Raw genomic sequence first — 15,706 nt, 5'->3', positions numbered from 1 at the left:
GTCGCCTCCGGACATGCCCCGTCGGCGGGCGCAGATAACCCCTACTTGTAGAGCAACCTCGCCATTCTGCGAGAAGCCACCAGCAGGCCGACCGCCACCATCGCCAGGAGATAGAGCACGTCGAGCAGCCAGAGCCAACCACCACTGCCCAACGCGACCCCCCGGATCAGGTGCACCGACCGGTACAGCGGGGTGATCTCGACGAGCCAGTGCAGCACTGTCGGGTAGGCCTGCGCCGGCACAAAGGTGCCGGAGAAGAGGAAGAGCGTGAACTGCGCGGAGCCCATCAGGTCGAAATCCTGCCAGCTACGCATGAAGGTGGAGATCGCCATGCCGAGCGCCCCGAACGCGAACCCGACCAGCACCGCGGCCGGGAGAGCGGTCAGCGCCCGGGTGACGCTGGTCAACTCCAGCGCGACCATCACGCCGAGGAACGCCGCCGAGTAGGCGCTGCCCCGCAGCATCGCCCAACCCAGTTCGCCGACGGCGATCTCGAACGGCCGTACCGGGGTGGCGATCATCCCGTCGTACAGCTTCATGTACTTCATCTTGCCGAAGAAGTTGAAGGTGGTCTCCGCGAGCGCCCCGGTCATCGCCGAGGAGGCCAGCATCGCCGGAGCCACGAACTCGGCGTACGAGACCAGCCGCCCGTCGGGCAGCGGCAGGTCGCCGACCAGCGCCCCGACGCCCACCCCGATGGAGAGCAGGTAGAGCAGCGGCTCGACGAAGCCGGAGAGCAACAGCAGCCAGTAGACCGACTTCAGCGCCGCGACGTTGCGCCCGACCACCGACGCCGACCGCCGGGACGCGGCGGAGACGTCGACCAGCCGGGGCAGGATCAGCGTGACCACGACACCCTCTCTGCTTGCTCTTCGGGTTGCTGTTCAGACGACGAGCTTGCGACGGAACGCGCGCACCGCCAGCAACCAGCCGGCGACCGCCCAGGCGGCCAGGTAGAGCAGGTGCCCGACCACCGACCACTGTGGGGCGACGCCGAGCGTGGCCGCGCGGCACAGGTCCACGGCGTGCCACAACGGCGTCACGTACGCCAGCCAGCGCAGCGCCTCGGGCAACGACTCGACCGGAAAGAACACCCCGGCGAAGAGCGTCATCGGAATGACCGCGAACCGGAACAGCATCGCCAGCCAACTGTCGCTGGACACCGACGCGGCGTACGCGAAGGTCGGCGCGGCGACGGCCAGCCCGAGCAACGCCACCACCGGCAGGGTGGCCACCGCCCACGGCGACCGCAACGCCCCGAAAAGCCCGGTGACCAGCAGGAACGCCACGATCGTGGTGAGCACCCGGAACAGCACGAAGGCCAGGTGCCCGGCCACGATGTCACCCACCCGCAGCGGCGACGCGCCCTGCGCGAAGTAGGTCTTGACCCACTGGAAGTTGCTGAACACCGGCCAGGTCGAGTCGCCGACGGTCACCTGGAGCGCTGTCGAGGCGATCAGCCCGGGGACCAGCCAGTCGAGGTAACGCACGCCGTCGACGCCCTGGTCGATGTAGGCGCCGACGCCGACCCCGAACCCGAGGACGGTCAGCACCGGCAGCAGGAACGAGGAGAACACACCGGCCCGCCAGGTGCGCCGCAGACCCACCAGGTAGTGCTCGAACACCGCGTACGCCGGCACCCATGGGAACCGCGCCGATCCCGCCGCACTCACCCGATCACCCCGCCCACCGCACCGGCCACCACGACCTGTCTACCCCGGGGGTACGACAGACCGCCGGTCACCCTACGACGACCCCGCCGACGTGTCGCCCGGGTTTCGCCGCGTCGCCCTGGGCCCCGCTCGTTGATCGACTCGGTTTTCAGGAAGTCGCGGTGTCAGAGCCGCCCTGATGCCCCACTTTCCCGAAAGCCGAGTGGATCTGGCCCTGACTGAGCCCCGTGAACGTCAGTGGTCACCGCACCAGCTATCGGCGGACGGCGTCGGAACCGACGAACGCGCGCCACGCGCCGGGCGCAAAGACCAGCACGGGGCCGGCCGGGTCCTTGGAGTCGCGGACGGCCACCAGTCCAGGCAGGTTGCCGGCAACCTCCACGCAGTTGCCGCCGCTGCCGTTGCTGCGAGTGCTCTTGCGCCACCGGGCGCCGGTCAGCTCCATGTCTCCGCCACTTCCGCAATCAGGTCGAGGGACTGCTGCTGCGATAGTGCCTCACCCCGGATCGACTCCCACACCTCGACCATCTGCCTGACGTACTCGGACCGGTCGATGACCTGCCCGTGGCGCTGCCCGTCCAGGTAGACGACGTCCTCACCGGTAGCGGTGGTGGCGATCACGAAGGGACCATCGAGCCCAGCGTACGCACCGGCCGACAGCGGCACGACCTGGATTCGGAGCCGGGGCAGGGCCGAGCCGAGCTTCACCAGGTGACGCAACTGCTCGCGCATCACCTCCTGCCCGCCGACGTGGCGGCGCAGCGCGTACTCGTCGACGACCAGGCTGAGCAGCGGTGGCCGGTCCCGGGTGAGCACGTGCTGCCGGTCGAGCCGGGCGGTCACCTGCTGCTCGACCTCGTCTGCCGCGAAGAGCCCGGCACCGGCCAGGATGGCGCGGGCGTAACCCTCGGTCTGCACCAGGCCCGGCACGTAGAGCGGCTCGAACGAGCGCAGCGCGGTGGTCTCCTGCTCGATGCCGGCCCAGTCGCGGAACCACGGCACCACTGCCTCCCGGCTGATCCGCCGCTGGATGCGTTCGAACCGACCGTCGGCTGAGAACACGGCGTCACACCGGCGGGCGAAGTCCAGACTTGGCCGACGCTCGGATGTCTCCACCTTGGCGACCAGCGCCCCGGAATAGCTCAACGCCTCGGCCAGCGCGGCCTGTGACATCCCGTTGGCGGCCCGGGCCAGCCGCAGCTCCTCGGCGAAGTGCTCCAGCATGGACGAACTCTCCACGGACAACCCCCGTACATTCCCGTACCGAGCCGAGCCGGTTGCCGTACGCGCTGGTCGTCGGCGTGCGGAACCTCCCACCGTAGTCGGGTCCTCACCAGACTGTCACGCAGCGGAACCGTTCACGGGATCAGACGGCGGGCGGAACCAGGCCGGGAGCGCCCCGTGACCCCCGATCCGGGGCGCTCCCACCCACCCGATGGAGGTTCCCTCGTGCCACTGACCTGGTTGGCTCATCACGGCGGCGGGCACTGATGCCGCGGTACCGCCCACACGTAGCGGCACGCCCGTCCTGGCGCTGTCGGGTCTGCGGCGCGGCGTGGCCCTGCTCGCCGGCCCGACTGGCGCTGCTCGGCGAGTACCGCGAGGACCGCATCGGCCTGCTCATCTACCTCGCCATGTTGCTGCACGAGGCGGCCGGGGACCTCCCCGGCCAGGCCCGCCACGACCGACTGACCGACCGATTCATCACCTGGGCCAGAGCCCGTTGAGCGGTGATCGTTGGCAGCTCAGCAGCTCGACACGCCGGAACGGTTGCTGCTGAGCTGCCAACGATCGAACCGCTGCACCGTCAATGGTCGGACCGGGTCGACCTGGGCGGGGTGGGCCGGTCAGGCCGGCCGGTACGCGCGGACCAGCGCCTGCACGGCGTACCCGAGCAGCAGCACTCCCGCGCCGCCGCCGACCACCAACCCGGCGGAGACCGTCGAGGCGAGGCCGGTGACGAGGCCCGCCACCGCCACCAGGCACAGCGCGGCACCGAGCGGACGAAGCAACGGATCCCGCAGGAGCGGGGCGAGGGGGAAGAAGTGCAGACCGACCACCAGGCAGACCAGCACCGGAACGTACTCGGACCAGTCGGCGGCGACCAGCACTGCGGCACCCAGCCCGGCGGCGACGAACTCGGCCGCGACGATGAGCAGGTACGGACGGTCGGCGGCCCGGTCCCGGGGGCTGCCGGCACCCCGCAGTTGGGAGGACAGCACACCGCCCAGCACGGCGGTGAGCAGTGCGACGATGCTGCCCACCACGAGCAGGGCACGCAGCGGCTGCTCCGCCGCCGGCACACTGAACCAGACCATCGCGAAGATGCCCAGGTAGAGGGCGGTGAGCCCGGCCTGACGTCGGTTGGCGGTCACCAGATCAGACATGAAACTCCCCCAAGTTACGACAGACCGCCGTCACCCTACGGTCCTGGCCGGTGCCTGATCGACTCGGGTTTCAGGAAATCGGGCTGTCCGCTCCGCCGTATCACCCCGACTTCCAGGAAGCCGAGTCGATCAAGCGGAGGCCCGGGGCGGTATGGCGGAAATATGGCGGGGCTGGGCCGCGAACGATCCTCTCTGGCCGGTCAGTCGACCAGGGTGCGGCCGGTCAGGTGCAGGAAGACGTCCTCCAGGCCGCTGCGCCGGACCAGCACGTTCGCCGGCTGGAGCCCCAACGCGGTGACCTCGGCGACCGCCGCGTCCCCGTCGGGCACGTAGAGCAGGACCCGGTCGGGCAGCACCTCGACCCGCTCCCCCAACCCGTCGAGCTTGCCGGCGAACGGTTCCTGCGACTCGGCGGCGAAGCGCAGCTCGACCACCTCACGGGTCGAGTGCTGCTCGATCAGCGCGCGGGGCGAGCCCTCCGCGACGATCCGGCCGCCGTCCATCACCACCAGGCGGTCACAGAGCTGCTCGGCCTCGTCCATGTAGTGCGTGGTGAGCACCAACGTGACGCCCTGCTGCTTGAGCCGGAACAGCCGCTCCCACACCAGGTGCCGGGCCTGCGGGTCCAGCCCGGTGGTCGGCTCGTCGAGCAGCACGATCTCCGGATCGTTCACCAGCGCGCGGGCGATGGTCAGCCGACGCTTCATGCCACCGGACAGCGGCTCGACCTTGCTGTCGGCCCGCTCGGTGAGCTGGACGAAGTCGAGCAGCTCGGCGGCGCGCTCCCGGGCCGCCCGGCGGGAGATGCCGAAGTAGCGGGCGTAGACGGTCAGGTTTTCCCGGACGGTCAGCTCCGGGTCGAGATTGTCCAGTTGGGGGCACACCCCGAGACGCGCCCGGATCGCCGGCCCGTCCGCCACCGGATCCATGTCGAGGATGCGCAGCTCACCTGCGCTGGGTGGCGAGATGCAGCCGACCATCCGCATGGTGGACGACTTGCCCGCGCCGTTGGGCCCGAGGAAGCCGAACGCCTCACCCGGGCGAACCTCGACGTCGATGCCGTCCACAGCGGTGAAATCACCGAACCGCTTCACCAGCCCGCGAGCCTGAATCAGTGGTCGCCCTGAAGTCACCGCCCGACCCTAACCGCCAGGTCCGACAGCCCTCCACGCAAATATCCGCCGGCGACCGGCCGATCACCCCGGTGTCCGTACCACCGGGGGCGAAACACCGATCGATGCCCCACCCGTCAGCCAATCGACGTGTATCGTCCCTTCGTGTCGCCCATCAGCTCGCCCGATGGTTCGCCGTCACCTGCCCGACCAGCCAACTCTCCCGTTGGTGGGTCCGCAGCGAGCCCCGGCGGCGGGCCACCCCGTCCACGACCGGAAATCGAGCCGACGGAGCCCGACGCGGGAGAGCCCGACCCGAGTGTGGCCGAGCGGGCGACTCGGGACCTGGCCGCCCAGTTCGAGGACGAGAAGCCGGGACGGGTGCTCTCCGGGCCGGCGGGTCTGCTCCTGACCATGGCGGCGCTGGCGGTCGGCGCTCTCGCCCTGTGGCAGGTGTTCCGCCCTCTGTCGCAGGGCAGCAAGTACTACCTGATCATCTTCTTGGCCGGCGTACTCCCGCTGGTCTTCCTCGCCTACCCGGCCGACCTGCGGCTGCCGGCCCGCCTACGCGCCCGGCGACGACGCGCCAACCGCGCCGAGGCCATCGACAGCGACAGGCGTACCCGGGCACTCGGGTCGTCGGGGCCCACAGTGACCGACTGGGCTCTGGTCGTCCTGGCCGTCGCGGCCTGTCTCTATCCGATTCTGCCGATCCGGATCGGCAGCGGTGGCGGCGGCTACAACGCGTTCCTCGATCGGCAGGGCCTGCTGGCGCCGACGGATCTGGTGCTGGGCACCGTCCTGCTGCTCCTGCTGCTCGAAGCGTGTCGACGCACCACCGGTTGGATCCTGCCCGCGGTCTGCCTGCTCTTCCTCGGCTACGGCTACTACGGCGGGCTGTTGCCGCAGTCCTGGCCGGTCGCGCACGCCGGGCTCGACTTCAGTCAACTGATCGACGCGTTCTACAACTCCGACAGCGGCTTCTACGGCACGCCGCTCGACGTGGCCGCCTCGTACATCGTGCTGTTCACCATCTACGGCGCGGTGCTGGAGTTGTCGGGGGCCGGGCGGTTCTTCGTCGAACTGTCGGCCGCGGCGTTCCGACGTTCCCGTACCGCCGCCGGCCGGACGGCGGTGGCCTCGGGTTTCCTGCTCGGCACCGTCTCCGGCTCCGGTGCGGCGACGACGGTGAGCATCGGAGCGGTCACCTGGCCGCTGCTGCGCCGCGCCGGCTACCCGCCGGAGCGGGCCGGCGGCATGCTGGCCGCGGCCGGGGTGGGCGCCATCCTCTCCCCGCCCACCCTGGGCGCGGCGGCGTTCATCATCGCCGAGTACCTGGGCGTCTCATACCTCCAGGTGCTGGGCTGGGCAACGGTACCGACGGTGCTCTACTACCTCGGCATCCTGCTCGCCGTGGAGATCGACGCTCGCCGGTCCGGCGTACGCCCCGTGGTGATCGACGTCGACTCGCCCTGGCGTCTGCTGGCCCGGTTCGGCTATCACTTCGCCTCGCTGATCGCGATCATCGTGTTCCTTGCGATCGGTGTGTCCGCGACGAGGGCTGTCGTCTTCGCCATCGTGCTCACCGTCGCATTGTCGTTCCTGGCCCCCAGGAACGAGGACCGCGCGCTCCGACTCACCCCGGGCCGGCTGGTGACCGCGCTCGTCACCGGCGTACGCGGCGTCCTCGCCGTCACCGCGGTCTGCGCCGCCGCCGGCATCATCACGGCGACCACCACGAAGACCGGCCTCGGGCCGCAGGCGGCGGCGCTGCTGATCGGCGGGGCGCAGGCGGCCACCTCGGACCCGACGCTGGTGCTGGTGCTCACCGCGCTGCTCGCCGCCGTCGCGCTGAGCCTGCTGGGCCTGGCCGTGCCGGTCACCGCGTCGTTCGTGATCGGTTGGGTGATCGTCGGTCCGGCCCTGCTCGACCTGGGCGTCGCCGCGCCGGCGGCGGCGATGTTCGTCTTCTACTTCGCGGTGCTGTCCGAGGTGTCCCCACCGACAGCGCTCGCCGCGGTGGCCGCCGCCGCGGTCACCGGCGGCCGGCTGGTGCCGACCATGTGGCAGACCCTGCGGTACGCGCTGCCGGCGTACCTGACCCCGATCGCGTTCGTCATCACGCCGGCCGGCCTCGGTCTGCTCGGCATCGGCGGCGTCCAGCGGATCGCCTTCGCCGCCGCAGTCACCGCGCTCAGCGTGGCGGTGCTCGCCGTCGCCGCCGGTGGCTGGCTGCCCGGCGTGGGCCCGGCCGGCGCTCCAGAACGGGTGCTGGGCGCCCTCGCCGGCGTCACAGTGCTCTGGCTCGAACCCGTGCCGGTCACGGTCGGCGTGGCGCTGGCCGCCGTCGCGGCGGCGGGTGTGTTCGTCCGACGTGGATCCGCCGGTCGGCCATCGTCCGGATCACCAGCCAATCCTGTGGAGGAACAACTGTGAGACGAATCGACGTACGGCTCGCGGCGGGCCTGAGCGTGCTCGCCCTCGTCACCGTCGGCACCGCGGGTTGTGGAGGTCAGCAGGGCGGCGCGGCCACTGACGACACGGCCAGCGAGGTCACCTGCGAGGTGACCAAGGAAACCCGCGTCGGCATCGCCACCGGCAACGCGACGGGCGTCTACTACGTGGTCGGCAACGCCCTGGCCGGGCAGTTGTCCGGGTCGACCGGCGGCAAGCTCACCGGCACCGCCGCCGAGACCGGCGCCTCGGTGCAGAACATCGAACAGCTCGTCGGTGGCCAGTACGACGTGGCGTTCTCCCTGTTCGACACGGCGGTCAACGCGGTCGAGGGCAAGGGCAGCTTCACCGCGCCGCAGCCGGTGGAGGCGCTGACCCGCATCTACGACAACTACACGCAGGTGGTGGTCCGCAACGACTCCGGTATCACCTCGGTGGCCGACATGCGCGGCAAGCGGATCTCCACCGGTTCACCGAAGTCCGGTACGGAGGTGATCGCCAACCGGCTGCTGGAGGCCGCCGGCCTCGACCCGGCCAAGGACATCCGGGCGCAGCGACTGGACCTGACCAAGACGGTCGAGGGGATCAAGGACGGCAGCGTCGACGGCTTCTTCTGGTCCGGCGGTCTGCCCACGGGGGGTCTCACCGACCTGTTCACCACGGCCGGCGACTCGGTGAAGTTCGTCGACATCTCGCCGTTGCTGCCGAAGATGGCCGCGCTGAGCCCCGGCTACCAGGAAGGCACGATCGGCCGGGACGCGTACAAAACGGCGGCCGACACCCCGACGATCGTCGTACCCAATGTGTTGTTGGTCCGTAAGGACCTGGACGCCAACGTGGCCTGCGCGATCACCCGGACGGTGTTCGACAAGCGCGACGTGTTGGCCCAGGCGAACCCGGCGGCCAAGGGGATCTCGCTGGACAAGGCCCGCAGGACCCTGCCGGTGCCGCTGCACCGCGGCGCCGAGAAGGCGTTGAAGGACCTGGGCGCGAACTGACCCGGCCGGTCAGGTGTCGGCCGGCGCGGTGGCGGCGCGGGCCACACCGACCAGCCGGTCGGTCTCGGCCAGTAGGGCCTCGTCGTCCGCCGGAGTGCCGGGGTCGAGTCGGACCGTCCAGGTCAGACCGTCGACCCCGGCCACGCGCCGGGCCGCGACCCGAGCGGCGCCGCCGGGCACCGGCTGGTGCTCGGTGTACGCGACCGAACGGGTCACCCGAGCCCGCACCTGGTGCGGCAACTCCCCCGGGTCGAGCAGCAGGTACGTTTCGGCCGGACCGTCGGCGACCACCGTGTAGCCGTCCCGCTCGACGAGCGGCTCGGCGGGGGTGACGGTCAGCTCCCGGCCGGACCAGACCGCCTTGAGGATGGTGTGCCAACCGAGCCGGTGCCCTCGACCGGGCAACCACAACCCGAGGTTGGTGGCGACCACCACCCCGTCGCCCTCGCCGTTGCCGGCGGCGGCCCAGGCCAGCACCCGCTCGTCGGCGGTCAGCGGCGGCCGGTCGGCCGGCGGCAGCTTCGGCTTGCGGCTGAACAGTCCCATCTAGAGGCCTCCCGCGGCCTGCTCGCGCAACGCCCGGGCGTGCTGCTCCAGGGACAGCAGCTCACCGAAGGCGGCGAAGTACTCGTCCTTGTTGTTGACCGGGTTGATCCGCTGGATGCGTGACTTGAGGTCCCGGACCCGGGCGGTCACCGACCCGAACTGCACGCGGGCCATGGTGATCGACACGTAGCGCGGGTCCGGTTCGCCGTCGATGCGCAGTGGTTCGACGGCCAGCTCACCGACCAGCGCCGCGGCCGCCAGGTCGTCGCAGGCGTCGCGGACCGACTCGATCCAGACCGCGCCGCCGGTCGCCGACGCGGCGCCACCGGCCGCCGCGATGGCCGTACGCACCGCGACGTGCACCGGGTGGCGGTATTCGGTGGCCTCGACCGCGTCGAACATCGGCCCGGCCAGGACCGGTTGCTGGAGGGCGAGTTTGAGCGCCTCCCGCTCGACCATCGACTGCGGGCTGTCCACCGCCGCCGGCTCGGGGCGGGCCGGGGTTGGCCGGGCGGCGGGGGCGGCCTCGCGGGTGCCGGACGGCGCGGTGTTGCCGGCGGCGAGCACCGCCCGCTGCACCGGCTCGATCTCCATGCCGAGGTCCATGGCGAGCTTGCGGACGTACTCCGGGCGCTTCTCCCGGTCCTTCAGGCGCGCGACCAGCGGCGCGGCGTGCCGCATCGCCTCGACCCGGCCGTCGACGGTGTCCAGGTCGAAGCGGCTGATCACGTGTCGCAGCGCGAAGTCGACGAGCGGCTCGCGCCGGGCGACCAGGTCACGCACCGCCAGGTCGCCCTTGGCCAGCCGCAGGTCGCACGGGTCCATGTTGTCCGGGCTGACCGCGATGAACGTGCGCCCGACGAAGCGCTGGTCGTCTTCGAAGGCGCGCAGCGCGGCCTTCTGCCCGGCGGCGTCACCGTCGAAGGTGAAGATGATTTCGCCGGCCACTTCGTCGCTGTCGAACAGAAGTCGACGCAGCACGGAGATGTGGTCCGCGGCGAAGGCGGTGCCGCAGGTCGCCACCGCCGTGGTCACCCCGGCCAGGTGACAGGCCATCACGTCGGTGTAACCCTCGACAATCACCGCCCGACCCTGCTTGGCGATCTCCCGCTTGGCCTGGTCGATGCCGTAGAGCACGTGCGACTTCTTGTAGATCGGCGTCTCGGGGGTGTTCAGGTACTTCGGGCCGTCGTCGTCGTCGAAGAGCTTGCGCGCGCCGAAGCCGATCACGTCGCCGGCGAGGTCGCGGATCGGCCAGAGCAGCCGGCGGCGGAACCGGTCGATCAGGGTGCCGGAACGGGACTCCCGGGACAGCCCGGCGGTGACCAGCTCCTGGTGGGTGAAGCCCTGCTGGCGCAGGTGCTTGGTGAGCGGGTCCCAACCCTCCGGTGCGAAACCACAGCCGTAGCGCTCGGCGGCAGCCCGGTCGAAGCCCCGTCGCGCCAGGAACTCCCGTGCCGGCCGGGCGCCGGCGGTGCTCAGTTGCGCGCGGTAGAACTCGACGGCGGCGGCGTGCGCGGCGACCAGTCGCTGCCGCTGCCCCTGCTGCGGGCGGGGGCGCGGGGTGCCCTTGTCGTCCTCGATGTAGCGCAGTTGGATGCCGGCGCGGCCGGCCAGCCGCTCGACGGACTCCACGAAGCTGAGGTGGTCGGCGTCCATCAGGAACTTGATCGCGTCCCCGCCGGCCCCGCAGCCGAAGCAGTACCAGACGTTGCGGGCCGGAGACACGTTGAACGACGGGCTCTTCTCGTCGTGGAACGGGCACAGGCCCTTGAGGTTGCCGCCGCCGGCGGACTTCAGGGTGACGGTCTCGGAGATCACATCCCCGATCGAGGTGCGTTCCCGGACCAGTGCGATGTCCTCGTCCCGGATCCGCCCAGCCATGCGCCACCCCCTCGCCGTACATCCTGCCCTGCCCTACTGACGACACGCCGGCCGGGGGACGCCGGTGTGGCGGCGGCCGCTGCCGGCTGGGCGGTTCCGGCCCGCAGGCCGGGTCCGCACGGGGACCATGACCAGATGCGCCGGGTACGGACCGAAGCCCCCCGCCTGCCGAGATGGCTGGCCGATCGGATGGGGCTACCCGGGCAGACCCCGCAGGCGGACGAGGCCGGCCACCGGCACGCCACCTGGCTGGAGCTCTTCCTCGACCTCATCTTCGTGTACGCGCTGGCGGCCGTGGTGCGCCGGCTGGGCGACGAGCCGAGCCCGTCGCCGACGGCCGTGCTGGCCGTGATCGGGCTCTTCGTGGTGATCCAGTGGGCCTGGATGGGCCAGGTGTACTACGACACCCGGTTCGATCCGGACGATGCGCTGCACCGACTGCTGGTGCTTGTCGCGTTGGTCGGCGCGGGAGCGATGACCCTCGGCGTCGACGAGGTCCCGGAGAGCGTGCTCCTGCCCATCGGGTACCTGATCGTGCGGGGTGTGCTGCTCCTGCTGTACCTGCGCGCCCGCCCGACCAGCCCGATGGCCCGGATGGTGACGACTGTCTATCTGATCGGCTTCGGGTCGGGCTGGTTGATCTGGCTGGTGTCGCTGACCGTGCCCACCGAGCTGCGGATCGTCCTCTGGATCATCGCGATGGTGATCGAACTGGCCACGCCCTGGGTCGGGGTGCGCTGGCTCAACCGCTGGCCGGTGGACAACAGGCACCTGCCGGAACGCATCGGCCAGTTCACCATCATCGTGCTGGGCAGCGCGCTGGCCAGCCTGCTCTTCGCCGTGCCGGACCATCCCCCGCCACACATGATCCTCACCGCCGCGTTGGCCTTCCTCATCCCGGCGGCCGTCTGGTGGGTCTACACCACATTCGTCACCACCCGCCTCCTCCAGCGACGGCTACGTGGCGGGCAGGCGTACAGCTACCTGCACATTCCGCTCGGCGGTGCCCTGCTGCTGCTCGGCTGGGCGCTCGGGCAGGTGGTCCGGCTGATCGACGACAACGCGGACCGGCTGCCGCTGGAGCTGCGGCTGCTGCTGGGCGCCTCGATGGTGATCTGGACGCTCTGTGGCCTTGCCCTGTACTGGCTGTGGACACGGCCGAGCGGTGCCCGGTTGGCGATCGCCGTCTACGGGGTGGTCTCGGTCAGCCTGATCACCGCGACCGTGCACCAGCCGAGGCTGATGCTGTCGCTGCTCTCCCTGGCCGTCGTCGGGTACGCCGTCCTGGTCAGCCGGCGTCTCGCCCGGGCCGGCAGGGAGATGAACACACCCGAGGGATGAGCGGCGATCAAGCCGCCGCAGCGGGCTGCGGAATGGCTGTCTCCTCGGCCGCCACCTGCTGGTTCCAGTCGGCCTTGGTGGAGCGCCAGCCCTCGTCGTCCATGCCGCGCCGCCAGTAGCCGGAGATGGAGAGCCGGTCGAGGGGTACGCCCCGCTCGCCCCGCAGCAGACGGCGCAACTCCCGGACGAAGGCGGCCTCGCCGTGCACGAACGCGTGCACCTGGCCGGCCGGGAACTCCAACGCCCGTACCGCCGCGACCAGCGCCTCGCCCACCGGGCGTTCGCCGCGATGCAGCCAGGTCACCTCGACCGCCCCGGGGCTGAGCAGCTTCTGCTCCTCCGCCGGGTCGGCGATCTCCACGAAGACGTGGGCGGGGGCACCCAGCGGTAGGCGCTCGCACGCGGCGGCGATCGCCGGCAGGGCGCTCTCGTCACCGACCAGCAGATGCCAGTCCGCCTCCGGGTTCGGGGCGTACGCGCCGCCGGGGCCGACGAAGTGCACCGGATCGCCGGGACGCAGCGCGGCGGCCCACGGGCCGGCCAACCCCTCGTCGCCGTGGTGCACCACGTCGACGGTCAGCTCCCCGGACAGCGGATCCCAGCGGCGCACCGTGTACGCGCGCAGCCGGGGCCACTGCTCCCGGGGCAGGTCCCGGCGGATCGCGGCAAGGTCCAACGGCTGCGGGTACTCCACCCCCGGCTGCGGGAACACCACCTTGATGTAGTGGTCGGTAAACTCGCCCACCGGCAGGCCGACCAGTTCGTCCCCACCGAGGACGAGCCGGATCAGGTGTGGGGTGGGCCGCTCGGTGCGCAGCACCTGGGCCGAGGTGACGTTCCTGGAGCGTTCCGTCATGCCAGTTAGGCTAGCCTAAGCTGGCTAATGGTCGGCCGGGGGTGTCCCCTTGCCGCCCAGGCGGGTGTGCCAGGTCACCGCCGCCGGGTCGGTGAGCGAGGCGACCTGGTCGATCACCACCCGCAGTCTGGCCCGGTCGTCCGGGGCAGCCCGCCACAGCGGGGCGAAGATCGGGTCGAGCCCTTCCGGGGCACGCCGGACCAGCGCGGCGACCAACTCCGCCAGCATCGTCCGCTGCCGCTCGTAGCGGCCCCGGAAGCCACTGCGCCGCATCACGTACCGCAACGCGATCCCCTTGAGCAGCGCGCACTGCGCCCGCACCAGACGGGGCACCACCAGGTCGGCGGCGTAGCGGCGGTGCGGGCCCGGACCAAAGCGCTCCTCCGTCGCCGCCACCGCCGCGGACACGAACAGCCCGGTCACCCCACTGGTGGTGGCCTTCAACGCGACCTGTGCGCGATGGCTGCCGTCGTACCCGGCGAACGGGGCGAGCAGCGGACCGGCCAGCAGATCGACGAGCACCTCGGCCAGGTCCGCCGCGGACTCCCCGGAGTAGGCGGCGGCCACGTCGGCGCAGAGCGCGGCCCGCTCGTCGGCGTCGGCGAGCAGCGGGTGCAACGTGACATAACCACCGTGGATGCCGTCCTCCACGTCGTGCACCGAGTAGGCAACGTCGTCGGCCCAGTCCATCACCTGGGCCTCAAGGCAGCGCCGGTCGCCGGGCGCGCCGGCGCGGATCCAGTCGAAGACGGCCGCGTCGTCGGCGTACACCCCGAACTTGCGCTCCCCCGGCCGGCGAGGCCAGGGGTACTTGCCGATCGCGTCCAGCGACGCCCGGGTCAGGTTCAGCCCGGCGGACGAGCCGTCCGGGGCGAGCACCTTCGCCTCCAGGCGGGTCAACACCCGCAGGGTCTGCGCGTTGCCCTCGAAGCCACCGCACGGCGTGGCGAGCAGATCCAGCGCAGCCTCGCCGTTGTGCCCGAACGGCGGGTGGCCGAGGTCGTGCGCAAGCCCCGCCACGTCCACCACGTCCGGGTCGCAGCCCAGCCGGGCACCCATCTCCCGGGCGATCTGGGCCACCTCCAACGAGTGCGTCAGCCGCGTACGCAGGAAGTCGTCAGTGCCGGCGGTGTGCACCTGGGTCTTGGTGGCCAGCCGGCGAAACGCCGCCGAGTGCAGCACCCGGGCCCGGTCGCGCTCGTACGGCGACCGACGATGCCCGGTGTCCTTGGGCGGCTCCTCGACCAACCGCGCGTCCGCCGCCCCCGGCTCAGTCCTCGCGCTCACAGGGTTTCTGTTGTTCGCGACTGCGGGGCTCGCAAGACCGGCTCACTCCTCACGCTCACGCAACACGCAGAACTCGTTGCCCTCGGGGTCGGCCAGTACCGTCCACTCGACGTCGCCCTGACCGATGTCGACGTGCCGGGCGCCCATGTCGACCAGGCGCTCGACCTCAGCCTCCTGGTTGGCGGGGCGCAGGTCGAGGTGCAGCCGGTTCTTGCGCTCCTTGCCCTCGGCCACCGGGCCGAAGAACAGGGCGGGCAACTGGTCCGGGGACTGGCGGATCTCCACGCCGCTCGGAGTCTCGGTGACGACCTGATAGCCGAGCGCTTCGGCCCACCAACGGGCCAGTCGGGCCGGATCGCGGGCGTCGACAGTCAGGCTCTCCCAGACACTGGTCATGCAGTCACCTCTTCCCGTTCGACGCGGCGCCCAATCGGCCGTGTGCGAGCGAGCCAAGATTACGCCCGCCCCCACTGCTCGACAGGCTCACGACGCATCGACGAAGGGCACACAACCACCGATTGGCCCGCAGTTGCCGACCGATCGCCGAGGGTTACGGGCTCGCGGCCGGAAGTCGCCACCGGTAGCGTTCCCAGCGCGGAACGTAACCAGCCGACTGACACGCAGAGCCGACCGGTGAGGGGTAACGCTCGTGGACGCAGACACGGTGATGGGTTCGGAGCTACGCGGGCTGCGCCAGCGACGACCCGACATCGCCGGCACGGTGCTCGCGGGCACCGACGGCCTGCTCATCTCCAGCGACCTACCCAGCACCGACGCCACCCATCTCGCCGCGCTCGCCGCCGCGAGTTTCGGGCTCGGGCACCGGGTGGCCGACACCGTCCGGCAGGGTGAGTTCCGGGAGTCGGTCGTGTGCACCACCGCCGGCTGCGTGGTCACCTACCCGGCCGGGCGCAGCGCCCTGCTGACCCTCGTCACCGCGTCGGCGGCGGGGGACCTGGAGGCGCTGCACGAGGAGGCGCGGGCGGTCGCCCGTCGGGCGGGGTCGTTCCTGGACGTTCGCGGCGGAGGCATCGGCGCGACCTCCGTACCGGACGCGCACGCCCCGCTCGCCACGCGTACCCCGATGGCGACCCTGCCGGCGCAGCTGCGCCGCTCGTCCCGACCCACCTGGCGTCGCCCGCCGATCTGAGCGCCGGCGGCGGCCGGG

The 15,706-nt window shown here is 71.3% G+C and carries 15 protein-coding genes and 1 pseudogene; 5 read left to right on the top strand and 11 right to left on the bottom strand.

The features are described from left to right. Positions 1-41: 41 nt before the first annotated feature. The 4 genes from ABTW72_RS18060 to ABTW72_RS18045 form a co-directional block, all read right to left on the bottom strand. A complete protein-coding gene (locus ABTW72_RS18060) occupies positions 42-851 on the bottom strand; it encodes an ABC transporter permease (RefSeq protein WP_091408985.1) in 810 nt (269 codons plus the stop codon). A 33-nt stretch (positions 852-884) separates the two neighbouring features. Continuing rightward, complete coding sequence (locus ABTW72_RS18055) at positions 885-1,673, bottom strand: ABC transporter permease (RefSeq protein ID WP_350860127.1); 789 nt, start codon at positions 1,671-1,673, stop codon at positions 885-887. Between the two features lie 253 nt (positions 1,674-1,926). After that, complete coding sequence (locus tag ABTW72_RS18050; protein ID WP_350860125.1) at positions 1,927-2,118, bottom strand: DUF397 domain-containing protein; 192 nt, start codon at positions 2,116-2,118, stop codon at positions 1,927-1,929. After that, positions 2,109-2,897 (bottom strand): helix-turn-helix domain-containing protein, encoded by a 789-nt coding sequence (locus ABTW72_RS18045; protein WP_350860123.1) that lies wholly within the window; start codon positions 2,895-2,897, stop codon positions 2,109-2,111. Before ABTW72_RS18045 ends, ABTW72_RS18050 begins: the two co-directional genes overlap by 10 nt. Positions 2,898-3,163: 266 nt before the next feature. On the opposite strand from ABTW72_RS18045, the gene ABTW72_RS18040 reads away from it, so the two are divergent. Then, positions 3,164-3,400, top strand: coding sequence for a flavin reductase (locus ABTW72_RS18040; protein ID WP_350860121.1), 237 nt, complete (start codon positions 3,164-3,166; stop codon positions 3,398-3,400). 120 nt (positions 3,401-3,520) lie between these two features. On the opposite strand, the gene ABTW72_RS18035 is transcribed toward ABTW72_RS18040, so the two are convergent. Together ABTW72_RS18035 and ABTW72_RS18030 are read right to left on the bottom strand one after the other, a co-directional pair. Then, the gene (locus ABTW72_RS18035; RefSeq protein ID WP_350860119.1) at positions 3,521-4,060 is read right to left on the bottom strand and encodes a glycoside hydrolase family 113 protein; all 540 of its coding nucleotides are present in this window, start codon (positions 4,058-4,060) and stop codon (positions 3,521-3,523) included. Between the two features lie 200 nt (positions 4,061-4,260). After that, positions 4,261-5,193, bottom strand: coding sequence for an ABC transporter ATP-binding protein (locus ABTW72_RS18030; RefSeq protein WP_350860117.1), 933 nt, complete (start codon positions 5,191-5,193; stop codon positions 4,261-4,263). A 300-nt stretch (positions 5,194-5,493) separates the two neighbouring features. On the opposite strand from ABTW72_RS18030, the gene ABTW72_RS18025 reads away from it, so the two are divergent. Both ABTW72_RS18025 and ABTW72_RS18020 read left to right on the top strand, forming a co-directional pair. Next, the gene (locus ABTW72_RS18025) at positions 5,494-7,608 is read left to right on the top strand and encodes a TRAP transporter permease (RefSeq protein ID WP_350860115.1); all 2,115 of its coding nucleotides are present in this window, start codon (positions 5,494-5,496) and stop codon (positions 7,606-7,608) included. Further along, positions 7,605-8,624, top strand: coding sequence for a TAXI family TRAP transporter solute-binding subunit (locus tag ABTW72_RS18020; RefSeq protein WP_350860113.1), 1,020 nt, complete (start codon positions 7,605-7,607; stop codon positions 8,622-8,624). Before ABTW72_RS18025 ends, ABTW72_RS18020 begins: the two co-directional genes overlap by 4 nt. Before the next feature lie 9 nt (positions 8,625-8,633). Here the strand turns inward: ABTW72_RS18020 and ABTW72_RS18015 are convergent, their stop codons facing one another. Both ABTW72_RS18015 and dnaG read right to left on the bottom strand, forming a co-directional pair. Then, positions 8,634-9,170, bottom strand: coding sequence for a hypothetical protein (locus tag ABTW72_RS18015; RefSeq protein WP_112675791.1), 537 nt, complete (start codon positions 9,168-9,170; stop codon positions 8,634-8,636). Further along, a pseudogene (gene dnaG / locus ABTW72_RS18010) lies at positions 9,171-11,076 on the bottom strand (DNA primase). Between the two features lie 113 nt (positions 11,077-11,189). Here dnaG and ABTW72_RS18005 point away from each other — a divergent pair. Then, complete coding sequence (locus ABTW72_RS18005; protein ID WP_350860111.1) at positions 11,190-12,395, top strand: low temperature requirement protein A; 1,206 nt, start codon at positions 11,190-11,192, stop codon at positions 12,393-12,395. Positions 12,396-12,402: 7 nt separating this feature from the next. Here the strand turns inward: ABTW72_RS18005 and ABTW72_RS18000 are convergent, their stop codons facing one another. From ABTW72_RS18000 to ABTW72_RS17990, 3 genes are read right to left on the bottom strand one after another with little or no spacing between them, the layout of a single operon-like run. After that, positions 12,403-13,251 (bottom strand): siderophore-interacting protein, encoded by an 849-nt coding sequence (locus tag ABTW72_RS18000; protein WP_350860109.1) that lies wholly within the window; start codon positions 13,249-13,251, stop codon positions 12,403-12,405. 24 nt (positions 13,252-13,275) lie between these two features. Beyond that, entirely contained in the window at positions 13,276-14,538 is a 1,263-nt protein-coding gene (locus ABTW72_RS17995; protein WP_350860107.1) for a deoxyguanosinetriphosphate triphosphohydrolase, read from the bottom strand. Between the two features lie 42 nt (positions 14,539-14,580). Continuing rightward, positions 14,581-14,934, bottom strand: coding sequence for a VOC family protein (locus ABTW72_RS17990; RefSeq protein WP_112675786.1), 354 nt, complete (start codon positions 14,932-14,934; stop codon positions 14,581-14,583). A gap of 253 nt (positions 14,935-15,187) precedes the next feature. On the opposite strand from ABTW72_RS17990, the gene ABTW72_RS17985 reads away from it, so the two are divergent. After that, a complete protein-coding gene (locus ABTW72_RS17985) occupies positions 15,188-15,688 on the top strand; it encodes a roadblock/LC7 domain-containing protein (RefSeq protein ID WP_350860105.1) in 501 nt (166 codons plus the stop codon). The last annotated feature ends 18 nt before the right edge of the window (positions 15,689-15,706 follow it).

Origin of the sequence: Micromonospora sp. NPDC127501 (assembly GCF_040302185.1) — a bacterium.
In the GTDB taxonomy this organism is placed as follows: Bacteria; Actinomycetota; Actinomycetes; order Mycobacteriales; family Micromonosporaceae; genus Micromonospora.
This window is presented reverse-complemented; position numbering and strand designations above follow the sequence as displayed.

What these genes read in the sequence shown, in the direction of transcription:
- ABTW72_RS18050 (WP_350860125.1), bottom strand. Translation starts at nt 2,118, where the DNA reads ATGGAGCTGACCGGCGCCCGGTGGCGCAAGAGCACTCGCAGCAACGGC.
- ABTW72_RS18045 (WP_350860123.1), bottom strand. Translation starts at nt 2,897, where the DNA reads ATGCTGGAGCACTTCGCCGAGGAGCTGCGGCTGGCCCGGGCCGCCAAC.
- ABTW72_RS18040 (WP_350860121.1), top strand. Translation starts at nt 3,164, where the DNA reads ATGCCGCGGTACCGCCCACACGTAGCGGCACGCCCGTCCTGGCGCTGT.
- ABTW72_RS18035 (WP_350860119.1), bottom strand. Translation starts at nt 4,060, where the DNA reads ATGTCTGATCTGGTGACCGCCAACCGACGTCAGGCCGGGCTCACCGCC.
- ABTW72_RS18015 (WP_112675791.1), bottom strand. Translation starts at nt 9,170, where the DNA reads ATGGGACTGTTCAGCCGCAAGCCGAAGCTGCCGCCGGCCGACCGGCCG.
- ABTW72_RS18005 (WP_350860111.1), top strand. Translation starts at nt 11,190, where the DNA reads ATGCGCCGGGTACGGACCGAAGCCCCCCGCCTGCCGAGATGGCTGGCC.
- ABTW72_RS18000 (WP_350860109.1), bottom strand. Translation starts at nt 13,251, where the DNA reads ATGACGGAACGCTCCAGGAACGTCACCTCGGCCCAGGTGCTGCGCACC.
- ABTW72_RS17990 (WP_112675786.1), bottom strand. Translation starts at nt 14,934, where the DNA reads ATGACCAGTGTCTGGGAGAGCCTGACTGTCGACGCCCGCGATCCGGCC.